This window comes from Epilithonimonas xixisoli (assembly GCF_004365655.1).
GTDB classification, from domain to species: domain Bacteria; phylum Bacteroidota; class Bacteroidia; order Flavobacteriales; family Weeksellaceae; genus Epilithonimonas; species Epilithonimonas xixisoli.
In genome coordinates, this window is sequence record NZ_SOEO01000002.1 from 545,452 (window position 1) to 560,752 (window position 15,301).

16 protein-coding genes are annotated in these 15,301 nt (G+C 36.8%); 5 read left to right on the top strand and 11 right to left on the bottom strand.

The window, feature by feature from the left end; all coding sequences use genetic code 11:
- Positions 1-37: 37 nt before the first annotated feature.
- The 4 genes from B0I22_RS09885 to B0I22_RS09900 all read right to left on the bottom strand — a co-directional run bounded on the left by B0I22_RS09885 (position 38) and on the right by B0I22_RS09900 (position 3,269).
- Positions 38-799 carry an alpha/beta fold hydrolase gene (locus B0I22_RS09885; protein ID WP_133944494.1) on the bottom strand — a complete coding sequence of 254 codons (762 nt, stop codon included), beginning with the start codon at positions 797-799 and terminating at the stop codon, positions 38-40.
- Positions 800-967: 168 nt separating this feature from the next.
- Positions 968-1,420 carry a tRNA (cytidine(34)-2'-O)-methyltransferase gene (locus B0I22_RS09890; protein WP_133944495.1) on the bottom strand — a complete coding sequence of 151 codons (453 nt, stop codon included), beginning with the start codon at positions 1,418-1,420 and terminating at the stop codon, positions 968-970.
- An 8-nt stretch (positions 1,421-1,428) separates the two neighbouring features.
- A complete protein-coding gene (locus tag B0I22_RS09895; protein ID WP_133944496.1) occupies positions 1,429-1,821 on the bottom strand; it encodes a hypothetical protein in 393 nt (130 codons plus the stop codon).
- Positions 1,822-1,868: 47 nt separating this feature from the next.
- Complete coding sequence (locus B0I22_RS09900) at positions 1,869-3,269, bottom strand: nucleoside recognition domain-containing protein (protein WP_133944497.1); 1,401 nt, start codon at positions 3,267-3,269, stop codon at positions 1,869-1,871.
- A 397-nt stretch (positions 3,270-3,666) separates the two neighbouring features.
- On the opposite strand from B0I22_RS09900, the gene B0I22_RS09905 reads away from it, so the two are divergent.
- The 4 genes from B0I22_RS09905 to B0I22_RS09920 all read left to right on the top strand — a co-directional run bounded on the left by B0I22_RS09905 (position 3,667) and on the right by B0I22_RS09920 (position 7,454).
- A complete protein-coding gene (locus tag B0I22_RS09905) occupies positions 3,667-4,689 on the top strand; it encodes a methionine ABC transporter ATP-binding protein (RefSeq protein WP_133944498.1) in 1,023 nt (340 codons plus the stop codon).
- The gene (gene metI / locus B0I22_RS09910) at positions 4,679-5,332 is read left to right on the top strand and encodes a methionine ABC transporter permease MetI (protein WP_133944499.1); all 654 of its coding nucleotides are present in this window, start codon (positions 4,679-4,681) and stop codon (positions 5,330-5,332) included. The genes B0I22_RS09905 and metI overlap by 11 nt, the downstream gene beginning before the upstream one ends.
- A 10-nt stretch (positions 5,333-5,342) precedes the next feature.
- A complete protein-coding gene (gene metQ, locus B0I22_RS09915) occupies positions 5,343-6,143 on the top strand; it encodes a methionine ABC transporter substrate-binding lipoprotein MetQ (RefSeq protein ID WP_133944500.1) in 801 nt (266 codons plus the stop codon).
- Between the two features lie 246 nt (positions 6,144-6,389).
- Positions 6,390-7,454 carry a T9SS type A sorting domain-containing protein gene (locus B0I22_RS09920; RefSeq protein ID WP_133944501.1) on the top strand — a complete coding sequence of 355 codons (1,065 nt, stop codon included), beginning with the start codon at positions 6,390-6,392 and terminating at the stop codon, positions 7,452-7,454.
- A 50-nt stretch (positions 7,455-7,504) separates the two neighbouring features.
- Here B0I22_RS09920 and B0I22_RS09925 read toward each other — a convergent pair whose 3' ends face one another.
- From B0I22_RS09925 to B0I22_RS09955, 7 genes are all read right to left on the bottom strand, one after another.
- Positions 7,505-8,014, bottom strand: a complete 510-nt coding sequence (locus tag B0I22_RS09925; protein WP_133944502.1) for a DUF6973 domain-containing protein — start codon at positions 8,012-8,014, stop codon at positions 7,505-7,507.
- A gap of 53 nt (positions 8,015-8,067) precedes the next feature.
- Positions 8,068-8,925 carry an acetyl-CoA carboxylase, carboxyltransferase subunit beta gene (gene accD / locus B0I22_RS09930; protein ID WP_133944503.1) on the bottom strand — a complete coding sequence of 286 codons (858 nt, stop codon included), beginning with the start codon at positions 8,923-8,925 and terminating at the stop codon, positions 8,068-8,070.
- Positions 8,926-9,019: 94 nt separating this feature from the next.
- Complete coding sequence (gene fbaA / locus B0I22_RS09935; protein ID WP_133944504.1) at positions 9,020-10,087, bottom strand: class II fructose-bisphosphate aldolase; 1,068 nt, start codon at positions 10,085-10,087, stop codon at positions 9,020-9,022.
- Between the two features lie 102 nt (positions 10,088-10,189).
- Positions 10,190-11,062: an NAD kinase gene (locus B0I22_RS09940; RefSeq protein ID WP_133944505.1), complete on the bottom strand. Its 873-nt coding sequence runs from the start codon at positions 11,060-11,062 to the stop codon at positions 10,190-10,192.
- 3 nt (positions 11,063-11,065) lie between these two features.
- Positions 11,066-11,719 carry a CBS domain-containing protein gene (locus B0I22_RS09945; protein ID WP_133944506.1) on the bottom strand — a complete coding sequence of 218 codons (654 nt, stop codon included), beginning with the start codon at positions 11,717-11,719 and terminating at the stop codon, positions 11,066-11,068.
- A gap of 170 nt (positions 11,720-11,889) precedes the next feature.
- On the bottom strand, positions 11,890-12,429 hold the full coding sequence (locus B0I22_RS09950; RefSeq protein WP_133944507.1) for an RNA methyltransferase: 540 nt from the start codon (positions 12,427-12,429) through the stop codon (positions 11,890-11,892).
- 2 nt (positions 12,430-12,431) lie between these two features.
- On the bottom strand, positions 12,432-13,313 hold the full coding sequence (locus tag B0I22_RS09955) for a bestrophin family protein (protein WP_133944508.1): 882 nt from the start codon (positions 13,311-13,313) through the stop codon (positions 12,432-12,434).
- Positions 13,314-13,610: 297 nt separating this feature from the next.
- Between B0I22_RS09955 and B0I22_RS09960 the strand changes: the two genes are divergently transcribed.
- On the top strand, positions 13,611-15,143 hold the full coding sequence (locus tag B0I22_RS09960) for a helicase HerA-like domain-containing protein (RefSeq protein WP_133944509.1): 1,533 nt from the start codon (positions 13,611-13,613) through the stop codon (positions 15,141-15,143).
- Positions 15,144-15,301 lie beyond the last annotated feature (158 nt).

The window sequence follows — 15,301 nt, forward strand, 5'->3', positions numbered from 1 at the left end:
TTCTTAATGGTCTGAAAAGTTTTTATTGATTATTGGCTTACATCACTTTTTGTAGCCATTTATAAAGAATCTCGTTGAATTCCTGCGGTTTTTCCATCATTGCAGCATGTCCACATTCGTCAATCCAATGCAATTCTGAATTCGGGATTAGTTTGTGCATATCTTCTGCTACCTCTGGCGGTGTCACATTATCCTGTTTTCCCCAAATGATGCAGGTTGGGCAAGTGATTTTCGGAAGATCATTCAGCATATTGTGTTTGATCGCGCTTCTGGCCAGCATCACAGTTTTGATTCCTTTCATCCTGTCATTTACCACGGCGAAAACCTCATCTACCAATTCATCTGTCGCCACAATCGGGTCGTAGAAAACGTCTTGTGTTTTTTTCTTGATATATTCTTTATCGCTTTTTCTTGGGAAGCTGTCTCCGAAAGTTCTCTCGTACAAGCCGGAACTTCCTGTAAGCACAAGATTTTTCACCAATTCTGGTCGGGAAGTTGTCAAAATCAATCCGATGTGTCCACCCATAGAATTCCCAACGATGGTAACCGGTTTGCCGATCACATCTGTGATAAACTTGGCTACAAACTTGGAAATCGAAGTCAGATTGGTATTCAGGATTGGTAAATCGTAGATAGGCAATTGCGGAACGAAGACCTGATAGCCTTTGTCCGAATAAAATTTGATCATCTTATCGAAGTTGCTCAAACCACCCATTAAGCCGTGTAAAAGCACCATTGGATGACCCTCACCCGCTTCTACATAACTATATTTCGTGTCTTTTTTAGTTTTAAAAATCATAATGCTCTCTCGATAACGCACAAAAATACAAATAAAAGAATAATTTTTTATTTTAATCCTACTAATGTGGTCAAAATTAATTTATTTTAACATTGATGTCAAATTTGTTGATTGGCTTTCTGGCAATTGGCTTGTGGTTATTAGCTTACATTAGAAAGTTCAAATTTCCTACTTCAAAGCGATTTGTCTTTTGGCCTCTCCAACCACGAATGCGACGGAGTTTGCGATGTTGAAACTGCGAATCAAATTGGACATCGGAATCGTCAAATGATTATCGAACAAATCCAAAACTTCCTGACTCAATCCTCGGCTTTCTTTCCCAAAAACAAGCCAATCTCCATCTTGGAAATCATTTTCATAAATCGAATTGGTTGCGTGTGAGCTCATTAGAAAAACTCTGGATTTATCTGGGATTTGCGTCATCCATTCTTCAACATTTTGATATTCCTTAACATCCAGATGAACCCAATAATCCAAACCAGAACGTTTTAAATTAGCATCATTAATGACAAACCCAAACGGGTGAATCAAGTGCAATTTGCTTTCTGTTCCTACGCACAATCGGCCGATATTTCCTGTGTTATTCGGAATTTCTGGCTCTACTAAAACGACATTTAACATTTTGAAATTTAATTTAAGGCAACTTTCAACTCGTTGATTCTATTGATAATTGGCATTGCGAAAATTCCGCTGGTCTGCAGATACAATTCGTAGAACGTTTTGGCTTTGTCAGCAAAATCCAATTTTCCTTGTGCTTTATAATGAAACATAAAAACATTCCCCAGCATCTCGTAATAATCCACGTGATCTTTGGACTCGCGAAGTTTTACGATTTCAATAATTTCTTCTTTTGATTTTGATGAAATCTCAATGAAATCCGTTTTGAAAATATCTTTCATCAAAGAATCGAAATCCAATTCTTTTTGCATCAGACTTTCTTCTGGTTTTCCCAAAAGTAATTTTTCTAAAGCTTGCGCTAATTGTCGAATTAATCTAAGTGTAAAATCTTTATCTTGAATCATTGATTAGGTTTTAGTTGATTGGTTGTAGGTTTTAGTTTTACAAATAATTAACCAAAAAACAAATACGCCAAAATTACCGAAACTGTTACGCCAACCAAATCTGCCAACAACATCGAACCAACTGTATATCTTGTATTCTTGATTCCTACTGAACCGAAATAAACGGCGATTACATAAAAAGTTGTATCAGAACTTCCTTGAAGAATCGCAGATAATTTTCCTGGGAAACTGTCTGCTCCGAAGGTTTTCATTGTGTCCACCATCATTCCACGAGCGCCGGAACCCGATAATGGTTTTATTAATGCAGTCGGCAATCCGTCCACAAATCTGGTGTCGAGGTGAGATGCGCTGGCAATCCATTTCATTCCATCAATAATCACTTCGAAAACACCACTGGTTCTGAGTAACGAAATCGCAATCAACATACCAACTAAATATGGAATAATCTTCACACAGACATTAAAGCCCTCTTTTGCACCATCAATAAACGCATCGAAAATATTGATTTTTTTATAAACCGCGCCGAGAACTATGGCGAAGAAAATCAACAGGATAATTCCGTTGCTCAATATTTTACTGAAACTATCCAATTCATCTTTGCTCAGTTTTACGAGATAAATCACCAGCAAAGCAATAATCGCAGAAATCCCACCAACATAGGCCAAAACAATTGGCTGAAAAAGATTGATTTTTTGTTTGATGGAAACAATGATCATCGCGGCCATTGTCGCACAAAAAGTCGCAATCATACAAGGCAGGAAAATATCAGTCGGCGTTTCCGAACCCATTGATGAACGGATGGCGATGATGGAAACCGGAATCAAAGTCAATCCGCTGGCGTGCAGACAGAGAAACATAATTTGGGCGTTGCTGGCTCGGTCTTTATCTGGATTCAAGGTTTGCAGACTTTCCATTGCTCTGAGTCCAAATGGCGTAGCCGCATTGTCGAGACCCAGAAGGTTTGCACTGAAATTCAGCATCATATGTCCGAAAGAGGGGTGGTTTTTTGGAATCTCGGGAAATAATTTTGAGAAGAATGGCTGAATCATTCGGCTGAGAAAATTGATGCCACCTGCTTTTTCGGCAATGCTCATAAAACCCATAAACAGTGCCATAATTCCAATCAGTTTCAAGCAGATATTGACCGCGGTTTCGCTGGTTCCAATAACGCCGTCGGTGGATTGAACTCTGTAAGTTGACACGTTTTGAAGAGAATCCATTTTGTAATGAATGTGATTGTCCTCAATCTCTGGATTTGCCTGCAGAGATTTTTGAATGTCGGGAGAAAATTGCGCTAATGGTTTTTGCGAAATCTTGATTGTGTCGCCGCCTTTTCCAACCACCATATCGTTGAAAATCTGCGTGTACTTATCCGAACTTAAATATTTTATAGAGGCAACTGCAATTGCAATGATGATGAAGGCCGACCAAATCCTGCTTAGAACCATTCTGGAAAATTAATTTCAGTAAATGTAAGAAAAAAGGGAATAGATTTTCGAAACCTGGATTTAGAAAGTAAAATAAAAATGAAATGTAGAATCTCCGCAACCCGGCCTGAGTGGAGCTCATTTTTTGGGGCTGGAATAGCTGAAGCAAAAAATAGCGGGAACGGAGGACGGATAAGTTGCCCAAATAAAAACTGATTTTTGTCATTTATTTTAAATTATACTTGTTTGGTATGAATTGAATTTTTTAGTTTTGCAAAGGCTTTTTTTAAGACACTATGATAATGTTGAGATTTGTTTGTTGCATAAGATTTATATGAAGAAAGAAATAGTGTGTTTATTTTGAAAACCTTTCATAATCCCATTTGAAAGGTTTTTATTTTTTAATTAATGAATAAAAATGATTGAACTACTGAACGTTTCCAAACGTTTTACAACTAAAAATAAAACCACCCAAGCTCTGTCCAATGTCTCTCTGACTGTTGAAAAAGGCGAAATATTTGGCGTGATTGGAACTTCTGGCGCCGGAAAAAGTACGCTGATCCGTTGCGTGAACCTTCTCGAAAAACCAAACGAAGGAAAAGTGATTGTTGATGGAATTGAATTGACAAAACTTTCTGATTCTCAATTGACTCTGGAACGACGAAAGATTGCGATGATTTTTCAGCATTTTAATTTGTTGTCATCAAGAACTGTTTTTGATAATGTGGCTTTTCCGTTGGAATTAGAGGGAAAATCGAAGTCGGAAATCAAGGAAAAAGTGGATTCGCTTTTGGAATTGGTTGGACTGAAAGAAAAAGCAAAAGATTATCCAGCAAATCTTTCAGGCGGACAAAAACAGAGAGTTGCGATTGCTAGAGCGTTGGCGAACGACCCAAAAGTTCTGCTTTGTGACGAAGCAACAAGTGCGCTGGATCCAGCAACTACAAAATCGATTTTGAAATTGTTGAAATCCATCAATCAAAAACTGAGCTTGACAATTCTTCTCATCACTCACGAAATGGAAGTGATTAAAACCATTTGTGATAAAGTGGCAGTTATCGATCACGGAAAATTAGCTGAACAAGGCAATGTGCAACAGATTTTCACCAATCCAAAAGAGGAAATTACGAAAGGATTTATCCTATCTTCTCTGAATGTAGAATTGCCTTTGGTTTATCAAAATTCATTGAGCAAAATCGAAAACAACAATCCATTGGTGAAATTTTTCATTAATGGTAATGAAGATCAGAGTTTTGTCATCAGTAATCTGTTTGAAAAATTTCAGGTTAAGGCGAAAGTCATCAGCGCGCAATTGGAATATGTTGGCAATCTGAGTTTTGGGGTTTTGCTGGTGGAATTGCAAGGTGAAAAAATAAACGAGGCTTTGGCTTATTTAGAAAATGAATATTCTAACACAGAAATTTTAGGTTATGTCGGATAGTATGATCAATTTGTTATTTCAAGGGACATTAGAAACAATTGTAATGACCTTGGTTTCTGGATTTTTCGGATTTCTTTTGGGATTGCCGATGGGAATTTTCTTATTTCTGACGAGAAAAGGACAATTGCTGGAGAATAAAATTTCTCATCAAATTGTCTCTGTCATTGTCAATATTTTCCGTTCGATTCCATTTATTATTTTGATTGTTTGGATGATTCCATTCACGAGAACGATTGTTGGAACATCGATTGGTGTTGCGGCCGCGTTGGTTCCTTTGAGTGTCGGTTCAGCGCCATTTATTGCACGATTGGTGGAAAATAGTTTGCTTGAAATTCCTCCAGGATTAATAGAAGCAGCAAGATCGATGGGTGCAAAACCGTTGCAAATCATCAGAAAAGTACTTCTGCCGGAAGCTTTGCCTTCGTTGATTAATAACATCAGCATTACATTGATTACGCTTGTTGGCTATTCTGCAATGGGTGGCGCAGTTGGCGCTGGCGGATTGGGACAAGTTGGATATCAATACGGATATATCGGTTACGATTTCACAGTGATGAATTCCGTTTTGATCTTATTGATAGTCTTGGTTTTCATCATTCAGATCTCGGGAGATTTCCTTTCGAAAAAATTTAATCACAGATAAAAATTTAAAAATGAACTTTAAAAAAATAGCATTTGCTTTCGCGATTATATCATTAATGGCTTGTGGCAAAAAAGAATCAAACCCGAATGTTTTAAAAGTCGGAATCGCATCTGGACCAGAACAAAGCTTGGCAGAAACTGCAAAAAAAGTGGCTAAGGAAAAATATAATCTGGAGGTGGAATTGGTAACTTTCAATGATTATGTTGTGCCGAATGAAGCTTTGAACCAAGGCGATGTGGATGCGAACGCTTTCCAACATTTACCTTATCTCGAGGAACAATCCAAACAACGAGGTTACAAATTGGCGGTTGTGGGAAAAACTTTTGTTTATCCGATCGTGGCTTATTCAAAAAAAATCAAATCAATTTCAGAATTAAAACCTGGGCAAACCATTGTGATTCCGAACGATCCAACCAATGGTGGAAGATCGCTTTTATTATTACAAAAACAAGGATTAATCAAACTAAAAGAAAACGTTGGACTTTTACCAAAAGTGACCGACATTGTTGCCAATCCAAAAAATCTGAAAATCTTAGAATTGGAAGCACCACAAATCCCAAGAGTTCTGGAAGATAAAGAAGTATTTCTTGCTATCATCAACAACAATTTTGCAGCGCAAGCAGGATTAGATCCAGAAAAAGAAGGTTTGTTTACAGAAGACAAAGATTCTCCTTATGCTAACTTAATCGTTTCCAGAGAAGACAATAAAAATGACGAAAAAATCAAAAAGTTCGTCAAAGCTTATCAATCTCCGGAAGTAGAAGCCATAGCGAAACAGACCTTCAAAGGAGGTGCTGTGAAAGCGTGGTAAAACTTCCATTTTTTATATCTACTTTTTAAGTTGGCGGTTCATTTTTGAATCGTCAATTTTGTTTTAATTAATGAAAATTAATTATGCTTAAATATTTTGTACTTCAATAATTTCATAATAAATAGTTATAAATCAATTTAATAAAAGCAATAAACGTTACTTAGTTCAATTTTAGCAGGTTATGATTTTAATCATTTTATTATTTTTATTAATTCTAAATAAATATGTTTGCAAAAAATTAAACTTATGATAAACAAATATTTTTGTTTAGGACTATTCGCGATTGTGCTGAATGTCAAAGCACAAAATTGCACACCTCAAGCGACAGGAAATACCATTGGTGACAACGGTTGTGTAAGTCTGACTTATCAAAACCAAACTGTTTCCTACAAAACCGTAAGAGCTGCAGACGGAAACGAATGGCTACAGCAAAACCTTGGAAGTTCAAATGTTGCAACAAGTATTGCTGACGAAGGCGCACGTGGTGATTACTTCCAATACGGACGTTGGGATGATGGCCATCAATTGAAAACTTCTCAAACAACAGAAGAGTATCCAACGCCTAACAACCCTGTAGGTTTAGGAGCTGGAACGGCTTTATTTTACATCGGTGGTGGCACACCTTGGTCTGGAAATTACACTGGCTGGTTCGAAAACCCAAATCAGAATGATACCTGGTCTGCAAAAAATCTTTCAGAAGTTACAGAACACAACGGAATTGACCCTTGTAAAGCAATTGGTGACGATTGGGAAATCCCTTCAGAAGCAGATTGGGATTTTGTAATGCAAAAAGAAAACATCTTCCCAAGACCGGCTGGCGCTACAACTGGAGGCATCGTAAGAGGATTTGAAAGTAATCTAAAAATCGCTGGGGCCGGTTCTCGTAAAGATGCAAGCTGGGCATTTGAAGGCGCGCGTGCTTATATTTGGACAAAATCTGCAAGTACAAACCCCAATTTCTACCGTTATGTTTATTTAGGAGCCGCTGCTGGTAGTACAACTGGTTTTGGTGGTGACGCGAAAAGTTTTGGCTATTCTGTAAGATGTGTAAATAAAACGAACAACAGTTTGGCGGTCAATGATTTTACTAAATCTGATTTCTCTTTTGGACCAAATCCTGCCAACAAAACCATTACAATCAATACAGAAAACGCTTTGAAATCTGTGGAGATTTTATCATTTACAGGTCAAAAAATTTCTGAAACCAAAGAAAAGTCAGTTGATGTTTCTCGTTTGACAAAAGGAAGTTATTTCATCAAAATCACTTTTGAAAATGGAAAAACTACGACTAAGAAATTTATTAAACAATAAACTTCCCATTCTATTTATAATTGAAAAGAACGCTCAAAAGGCGTTCTTTTTTATTCCAGATAAATCATAATATCTTTATCAACTTCCTCATCAACAGAGGTTATCAAAACTGCATCTTTCGTTTTTTCCTGAAGCTCCTTTATGAAGAAGCTACTCTCAAAGAATTGGCGGTGAACGCCTGGCAAAAGACTCATAAAATAATCCATTCCGAGTTGATTGTTATGCAGATCCATTTTGGTTTCCAAAGGTTTGTTTGGAAAGAGATCTTCGTGCATATTTGTCAATCTTTTGCACCATTTCAATGCCTTTTCTGGTGAGGAGACCTTGCAGAAGTACATCATAATGATACAACACCAATAAGCGTGTCGGAATGCGTTTCCTATGCCACTGTTGGAATTGGTTTTGGGATAAAGTTCTTTCGCTTTTTGAAATGCTTTCAGACTCGCATAAGTGTAAAGAAAAGCGAACAATGGATGCATTATTCCAATCGAAAAAACCTTCAATAATTTGCTGAAGGTCAAGGTTTTTAAAGCCCTGAAAATAACTCCTATAAATCTCATCAATAAAAAACTCTCCCAGATTTGAGAGAGTATATTTTAGTTTAATAATTTGATTAATGATATTCGTGGATCAAAAGTTTTACCGCTCTGGAAACTTGTTGCTTGATTTCCGTTCTCTTAACGATGAAATCCACAAAACCTTTTTCTTGCAAAAACTCAGACGTTTGGAAACCTTCTGGCAAATCTTTACCGATGGTTTCACGAATAACTCTTGGCCCTGCGAATCCGATCAAAGCGCTTGGTTCTGCAATGATTAAATCTGCTGTCATTGCAAAAGAAGCTGTGATTCCACCAAAAGTTGGATCCGTCAAATAAGCGATGTAAGGCAATCCTGCATCAGAAAGTTGAACCAACTTTGCCTGAACTTTTGCCAATTGCATCAATGAATAAGCTGCTTCTTGCATTCTCGCTCCACCAGATTGGCAGATGATCATGTAAGGCAATTTGTTTTTGATACAATAGTCAATCGCTCTACGGATTTTTTCGCCCATCACAGAACCCAAAGATCCACCAATGAAAGCAAAATCCATACAAGAGATCACCATTTCCACACCATTCACTTTTCCAGTCGCATTACGAATAGAATCTGTCAATTTGGTTTTGGATTTCACTTCTTTCAGACGGTCTGTGTAAGATTTTGTATCCTTGAATTTAAGAATATCAACACTTTCCACATCAGCATCCAATTCTTTGAATTTCTTATCATCAAAAAGCATATCGAAGTATTCTCTACTTCCGATTCTTACGTGGAAACCATCTTCTGGAGAAACAAAATTATTAGATTTTAATTCCTCAAATTCTATGATTTTCCCCGTTGGCGTTTTGTGCCAAAGTCCTTTTGGAACGTCTTTTTTGTCTTCTGTAGAAGTGGTAATGTTTTGCCCTTTCCTTTTAAACCAATCAAATGCCATATAATCTATAATTGATGAATGATAATTGATAATTGATGAAAAAGCAACTTACAAAAATCGTTTATCGCTCATCAATTATCATTTATAAATTTTATTAAAGTGTATTAATATTGTTCAAGTCTTCGAAAGCCTGAGTCAATCTTTTAATATAAGTTTCTTCTCCTTTTCTTACCCAAACTCTTGGATCGTAGAATTTCTTGTTCGGTGAATCTGCTCCTTCTGGATTTCCGATTTGATGACGTAGATATTCGATTTTCTCAGTCATATAATCTCTGATTCCTTCTGTGTAACCGAATTGAAGATCTGTATCGATGTTCATTTTCACAACACCGTAACCGATTGCTTCACGGATTTCTTCTACTGTAGAACCAGATCCACCGTGGAATACGAAGTTGATAGGCTTCTCACCTGTTCCGAATTTCTCTTGTACAAATTTCTGAGAATTGTCAAGAATTTTCGGAGTCAATTTTACGTTTCCTGGTTTGTAAACACCGTGTACGTTTCCGAAAGCCGCTGCAATTGTGAAATTGTCAGATACTTTTTTAAGGATTTCGTACGCATAAGCCACCTCATCTGGCTGCGTGTAAAGTTTTGAGCTGTCAACATCTGAGTTGTCAACACCATCTTCTTCTCCTCCAGTTACACCCAATTCGATTTCAAGAGTCATTCCCATTTTGTTCATTCTCTCGAAGTATTTTGCAGAGATCTCAAGGTTTTCTTCAATTGGCTCCTCAGAGAAATCCAACATATGAGAAGAGTAAAGAGATTTTCCGTTTTGCTTGTAAAATTCTTCACTTGCATCCAAAAGACCGTCTATCCAAGGTAATAATTTCTTAGCACAATGGTCTGTGTGAAGGATAACAGTCGCTCCATAAGCCTCTGCCAAAGTGTGAATATGTTTTGCTCCAGCCACAGCTCCTAGAACCGCCGCTTTTTGATTTTCATTACTCAATCCTTTTCCAGCATTGAAGATAGAACCTCCGTTTGAGAACTGGATAATTACTGGTGCATTCAGTTTCGCAGCAGTTTCCAATGTTGCGTTGATATTACTAGAACCGATTACATTAGCTGCAGGAAGTGCGAATTGCTTCTCTTTTGCATAATCGAATATTTCTGTTACTAAAGAACCAGTGGCAACTCCTGCCGGAAATTTTCTGCTCATTTTGAATATATTTTAAGATTTTTTTTGAACGGTAAAGTTACAAAATTATTAATTATTTAAAGTTTTGAATTTTCAGTCTTATGTTATGACTAATATTTTTCATTAATTTCTCTTATCATTTCCCCAAAGCAACTTCTGCCTTATAGTTTCATAGAAACTGAAATTTTTTGGCTTAATGAGAAATAGAGAGAACTCAGCTTTTTCTATCAACACTTCACTGCCAATTTCCACGTGATAAAGTCGGGAATCCAATGCTAGTGTATATTCCGGAACTCGGCTTTTTACCGTTAATTTTATTTTGGCATCGTCTTTCACGATAAGTGGACGAACATTCAAATTGTGAGGTGCGATGGGCGTGATGACGAAATTATCATTCGTGGGAGAAATAATCGGCCCTCCACAACTTAAGGAATATGCCGTAGAACCAGTTGGCGTAGAAACTATTAATCCGTCGCCCCAAAAGACATTCAGGAATTCATCATTGATGTAAGATTCCACTGTAATCATAGATGTGGTTTCTTTTCTGGAAAGGCTGACATCGTTCAAAGCAAATGGAAAATCAATTTTAGAATCGCTGTCAATGGTAATTTTGATGACAGAACGCTCGCTTATGTTGTAGTTTTTATCAACTATAATTGAGTCCAATTCATCAAAAATCTGATCCTTTCTGAAATTCGCCAAGAAACCTAATCTTCCTGTATTAACACCAATAATTGGAATTTCTAAATCCTGGATGAAGGTCAAAGCATTCAAAATCGTCCCATCGCCTCCAAAACTGAAAACAATGTTGACATTCTTATTCTTAAGCTCATCTTTGCAAGAAAACGTATCGAATTCTTTAGAAAAATTAAGATTCTCTGCCATCTCGGCGTGAAGAACAACTGCTACATCTCTTAGTGCCAATTCTGAAATGAATCGGTTGAGATACAAAAACGTATCAAGGTCTTTTTTTTGAGAATAAATCGCCGCTTTCATAAATTATATTTCCAAAAATTTCTGAAAAAATCCGAAACGGTCCTTCAATAGTTCTTCCTTCTCGTCATCATAATGTTTATGCACCACAACGTAGCCGTAACGTTCAAAAGTCTCGTCTATAGAACTCAGGTTTTCATTGCTAATTTTGAGCGTAATCTCTACACTATCACTTTTTATCGCATTGATGAAGGTTCCATAGATTTTCCCATTGTTACTCTCCACAATCTGAGAAATCTCCGTCATAGAATAATGCAAGCCCGTTGTCTGAATCGTCAGAATTGCACCGTTTTCGGAAAACAAGGGATATTTTGAAAACTCATTGAAGATATCGTCGCAGGAAATATAACCCAGATACTTTTCTTCTTTGGAAATCACTGGAACCACATTCGCATTGAAAGTGTGGAAAAGCTTGATGCTGTCGAGAATACTGCTGTCTTCTATAATCGCAAAACGCTCATAATGAATATTGAGACTATCGAGCTTTCCCTCCGGACTATCTTCCAAAAAAGACTGACTCAGTCCACCCAGGAAAACGCCTTTGCTAACGATGAAAACGTGAGAATACCCGAACTCTTTTGCAATCTCAGAAGCCTCTTCTATAGAATCTCTGTTGCCGAAAGCCGGATAATCTTTGGAAATGTAGTCTTTTATAAACATTATGCTAATTTACAAAAAATCCTTACCGAGAAAAGTTTTTAAAAAAAATTATAAAATTTTATAAAAAGTATTGCTTTGTATGAAACAAAAAACATATCTTTGTCGCCTTTCATTTTTACTTTTTATTAGATTTATTTCAAACTGCAACACTTCATTGTGTCTGCAGTTTTTTATTTTCCAATGCCAATGCTTTTCGCAAATTCCCAGATTACGATTCCGCCACAGACACTTACATTCAAAGAATGCTTCGTCCCAAGCTGAGGAATTTCAAGAAATGTATCAACATTATTTAAGGCTTCATCGGAGATTCCATCCACTTCATTTCCTAGGATTAAAGCATATTTTTTATCAGATCTAATTTCAAAATCAGAAATCAATTGGCTTGTTGAAGTTTGTTCGATTCCGATAATGTTGAAATTTTCTTTCTTAAGAGTATTAATTGCGACGTTAATATCTTGCTCATAAATCCAATCCACACTTTCCGTTGCACCAAGCGCCGCTTTGTGAATTTCGCGATGAGGTGGTTGAGGCGTGATGCCACAAAGAACCACTTTCTCAATCAAAAAAGCGTCACCAGTTCGGAAGATTGCACCAACATTGTGCATACTTCTCACGCTGTCAAGTATTATAACTAATGGAATTTTCTCAGTTTTCTTGAAAGTTTCTACATCTATTCTTCCAAGTTCTTCGAGTTTCAGTTTCTTTGTCAAAATCAGGCTTTATTTAAAATTAAATCGATATTTCTACCAATGTTTTGTGTGATAGACTCCATCGGAATATCATTTTCATCATTATTGAAAGGGTCTTCAATTTCCTCCGCAATCAGCTCCAAGCTCATCAAAACGTAATACACAAACATCGTAATCGGAATCATAAAGAAACCAATATTCACAACATTGGCAACAGGAAGCGCAAGAACGTAGAAAACGATAAATTTTTTGATGAATGATGAATATGAATAAGGAATCGGCGTATTTTTGATTCTCTCACAACCACCACAAACATCCAGAAAACCAGATAATTGAACATCCAAAAACAGCATTTCTGTATCTGAAATTTTGCCTTCTTTTTTGAGTTGAAAAAGTTTTTTGGTTAATAGAAAAACCAATTCTGCCGGAGGATGGTGTTTCAGCTCTTGGGCAAGGTCAGCAAAATCCTTATCCAAAACCAATCTCGTAGATTCTTTGGAAAGGTGACTTGCTAAAAAGTGAGGGAAAAACTTGAGATATTTCGCAATCTGAGTTCGACTTTTAATGTCTTTTTCGTCCAGAATGCTATTAATCTTAATCATAAAATTCCGGCTGTCATTCACCAGTTTTCCCCAAAGTTTTCTACCTTCCCACCAACGGTCGTACGCCGTATTGGTACGAAAAACCAAAAGCAGAGACAAAACAAACCCAAGTAAAGAATGGACGATTCCAATATTATTGACTGATGATTTGGAGGTTAAATCCAGATATTCTACTTCCAAATAATACATCCCGTACGAGTAAGCTCCCACGAGGAGCATTGTTGGGAACAGGATTTTCAGCGTATCGGTCTTGTGAAGACTGACGAGGATTTTCAGGAAATTTTTTGTGTTGTAAGCGCGCATAGAATGGCATTTGATTGCAAAGATAATTGATATTTAATCAATTTTGTTAAGAGCCTATTCAAAAAATATTAAACCACATAGACACATAGAAAAACACATTTTCCATTTAAAAAAAGATAAAATAGAGTTAAGCATAATATTCTATTTCATCTTAAAATCAATATAAAAACTATGTGTCTATGTGGTAATAAAAACTTTTCAATGTAAATTTAAGCAGACTCTAAGTTTATAATTAATGAAAGTTTTAAAACGATTCTGAAAATTATTTTTAAATTTAAAGATTGAAAAAACAAATCGATGTCAAATAAAGAAAAATTCATAACCGACCTCAATTCAAAATACAATCCAAAAGGCGACCACATCATCCTTGGAAAAGGAATGTTAGACGGCGAAATCGTCACTGAAGTTAATGTCTCGATTCCCCTGAAAACTGTGAATAGACACGGCTTGATTGCGGGCGCAACCGGAACCGGAAAAACCAAAACGCTTCAGGTTTTCGTGGAACAATTGTCTCACGCCGGAATCCCGACTTTGGTAATGGATATCAAAGGTGACCTTTCCGGAATTGCCGAAAGTGGAACAGAAAACGACAATATCAAAGAACGATACGCCAAAACAGGATTGCCTTATTCGCCACAGAATTTCCCAGTAGAATTGATGACAATTTCTGGCGCAAAAGGTGTGAAACTTCGAGCGACCGTTTTGGAATTTGGACCAATTTTATTGAGTAAAATTCTTGGTCTGAATGATACTCAGCAAAGCATAATGTCCATCGTTTTCAAATATTGCGATGACAAAGCTTTGCCTTTGGTGGATTTGAATGATTTGAAAAAAGTCCTTCAATATGTGACAGATAATCCGATTGGCAAAAAGGAATTGGCTGATAATTATGGTTCGATTGCACCTGCATCTTTGGGCGCAATTCTTCGTTCCATTGTTGCGATGGAACAACAAGGTGCAACCGCTTTCTTCGGTGAACCAAGTTTTGATGTAGAAGACCTTTTGCAGACCAGAGACGGAAAAGGCGTTGTGAATATTTTCCGAGTTGATGATATTCAGAGTAAACCAAATCTTTTCTCAACCTTTATTTTATCGTTGTTTGCTGAGATTTATATGACTTTTCCTGAGGAAGGCGACAGTGGAAAACCGAAGTTGGTTTTGTTCATCGATGAAGCGCATTTGCTTTTCAAAGAAGCGTCAAAAACTTTGCTTTCTCAGATTGAAACGATGGTGAAATTGATTCGTTCGAAAGGCATCGGAATTTATTTCATCACTCAAATTCCGGGTGATGTTCCGGAAAATATCTTGAGCCAACTTGGTTTGAAAATCCAGCACGCTTTGAGAGGTTTCACTGGAAAAGACAAAAAGGAAATTGATAAAGCCGTTGAAAATTATCCAACAACCGAATATTACAACGCCAGCGAATTGATTCAAAATCTTGGAATCGGGGAAGCTTTTGTGACAGCGCTGAATGAGAAAGGAATTCCGACGCCGTTGGTTCATACTTATTTGATTTCGCCGGAAAGTAGAATGGATATTTTGACCTCATCGGAAATTGATGATTTGACAAGAAATTCTGACCTCGTTCAAAAATATGAAGAAAATCTCGACAAAGAAAGCGCCTACGAAATCCTCAACAAAAGAATTGAAGAACATACACAAACCGTAATTCCAACGCCAACGCGAGGAAGAACTGCTCAACCGAAAGAAGAACCTGGAATGCTGGAACAAGTGATGGAAAGCCGAGCAGGAAAAACCTTTATGACAACGCTTGCAAGAGAAGGTGCCAAGTTTATTTTGGGAATGTTTAGTATGAAGAAAAGAAGATAATTGGTTTTGAAAATAAAATTAAGCAAGAAATGAATCAGGATGAATTGAAAAACTTGAGCAATGAAGAATTATCAAAAAAATGGAAGGTTTCCAAATCTTCATTAAAAGTTACTATAATCTCATTAATACTTATCATCGCAATAACAATTGCACTTTGT

What these genes read in the sequence shown, in the direction of transcription:
- B0I22_RS09885 (WP_133944494.1), bottom strand. Translation starts at nt 799, where the DNA reads ATGATTTTTAAAACTAAAAAAGACACGAAATATAGTTATGTAGAAGCG.
- B0I22_RS09890 (WP_133944495.1), bottom strand. Translation starts at nt 1,420, where the DNA reads ATGTTAAATGTCGTTTTAGTAGAGCCAGAAATTCCGAATAACACAGGA.
- B0I22_RS09895 (WP_133944496.1), bottom strand. Translation starts at nt 1,821, where the DNA reads ATGATTCAAGATAAAGATTTTACACTTAGATTAATTCGACAATTAGCG.
- B0I22_RS09900 (WP_133944497.1), bottom strand. Translation starts at nt 3,269, where the DNA reads ATGGTTCTAAGCAGGATTTGGTCGGCCTTCATCATCATTGCAATTGCA.
- B0I22_RS09905 (WP_133944498.1), top strand. Translation starts at nt 3,667, where the DNA reads ATGATTGAACTACTGAACGTTTCCAAACGTTTTACAACTAAAAATAAA.
- metI (WP_133944499.1), top strand. Translation starts at nt 4,679, where the DNA reads ATGTCGGATAGTATGATCAATTTGTTATTTCAAGGGACATTAGAAACA.
- metQ (WP_133944500.1), top strand. Translation starts at nt 5,343, where the DNA reads ATGAACTTTAAAAAAATAGCATTTGCTTTCGCGATTATATCATTAATG.
- B0I22_RS09920 (WP_133944501.1), top strand. Translation starts at nt 6,390, where the DNA reads ATGATAAACAAATATTTTTGTTTAGGACTATTCGCGATTGTGCTGAAT.
- B0I22_RS09925 (WP_133944502.1), bottom strand. Translation starts at nt 8,014, where the DNA reads ATGAGATTTATAGGAGTTATTTTCAGGGCTTTAAAAACCTTGACCTTC.
- accD (WP_133944503.1), bottom strand. Translation starts at nt 8,925, where the DNA reads ATGGCATTTGATTGGTTTAAAAGGAAAGGGCAAAACATTACCACTTCT.
- fbaA (WP_133944504.1), bottom strand. Translation starts at nt 10,087, where the DNA reads ATGAGCAGAAAATTTCCGGCAGGAGTTGCCACTGGTTCTTTAGTAACA.
- B0I22_RS09940 (WP_133944505.1), bottom strand. Translation starts at nt 11,062, where the DNA reads ATGAAAGCGGCGATTTATTCTCAAAAAAAAGACCTTGATACGTTTTTG.
- B0I22_RS09945 (WP_133944506.1), bottom strand. Translation starts at nt 11,719, where the DNA reads ATGTTTATAAAAGACTACATTTCCAAAGATTATCCGGCTTTCGGCAAC.
- B0I22_RS09955 (WP_133944508.1), bottom strand. Translation starts at nt 13,313, where the DNA reads ATGCGCGCTTACAACACAAAAAATTTCCTGAAAATCCTCGTCAGTCTT.
- B0I22_RS09960 (WP_133944509.1), top strand. Translation starts at nt 13,611, where the DNA reads ATGTCAAATAAAGAAAAATTCATAACCGACCTCAATTCAAAATACAAT.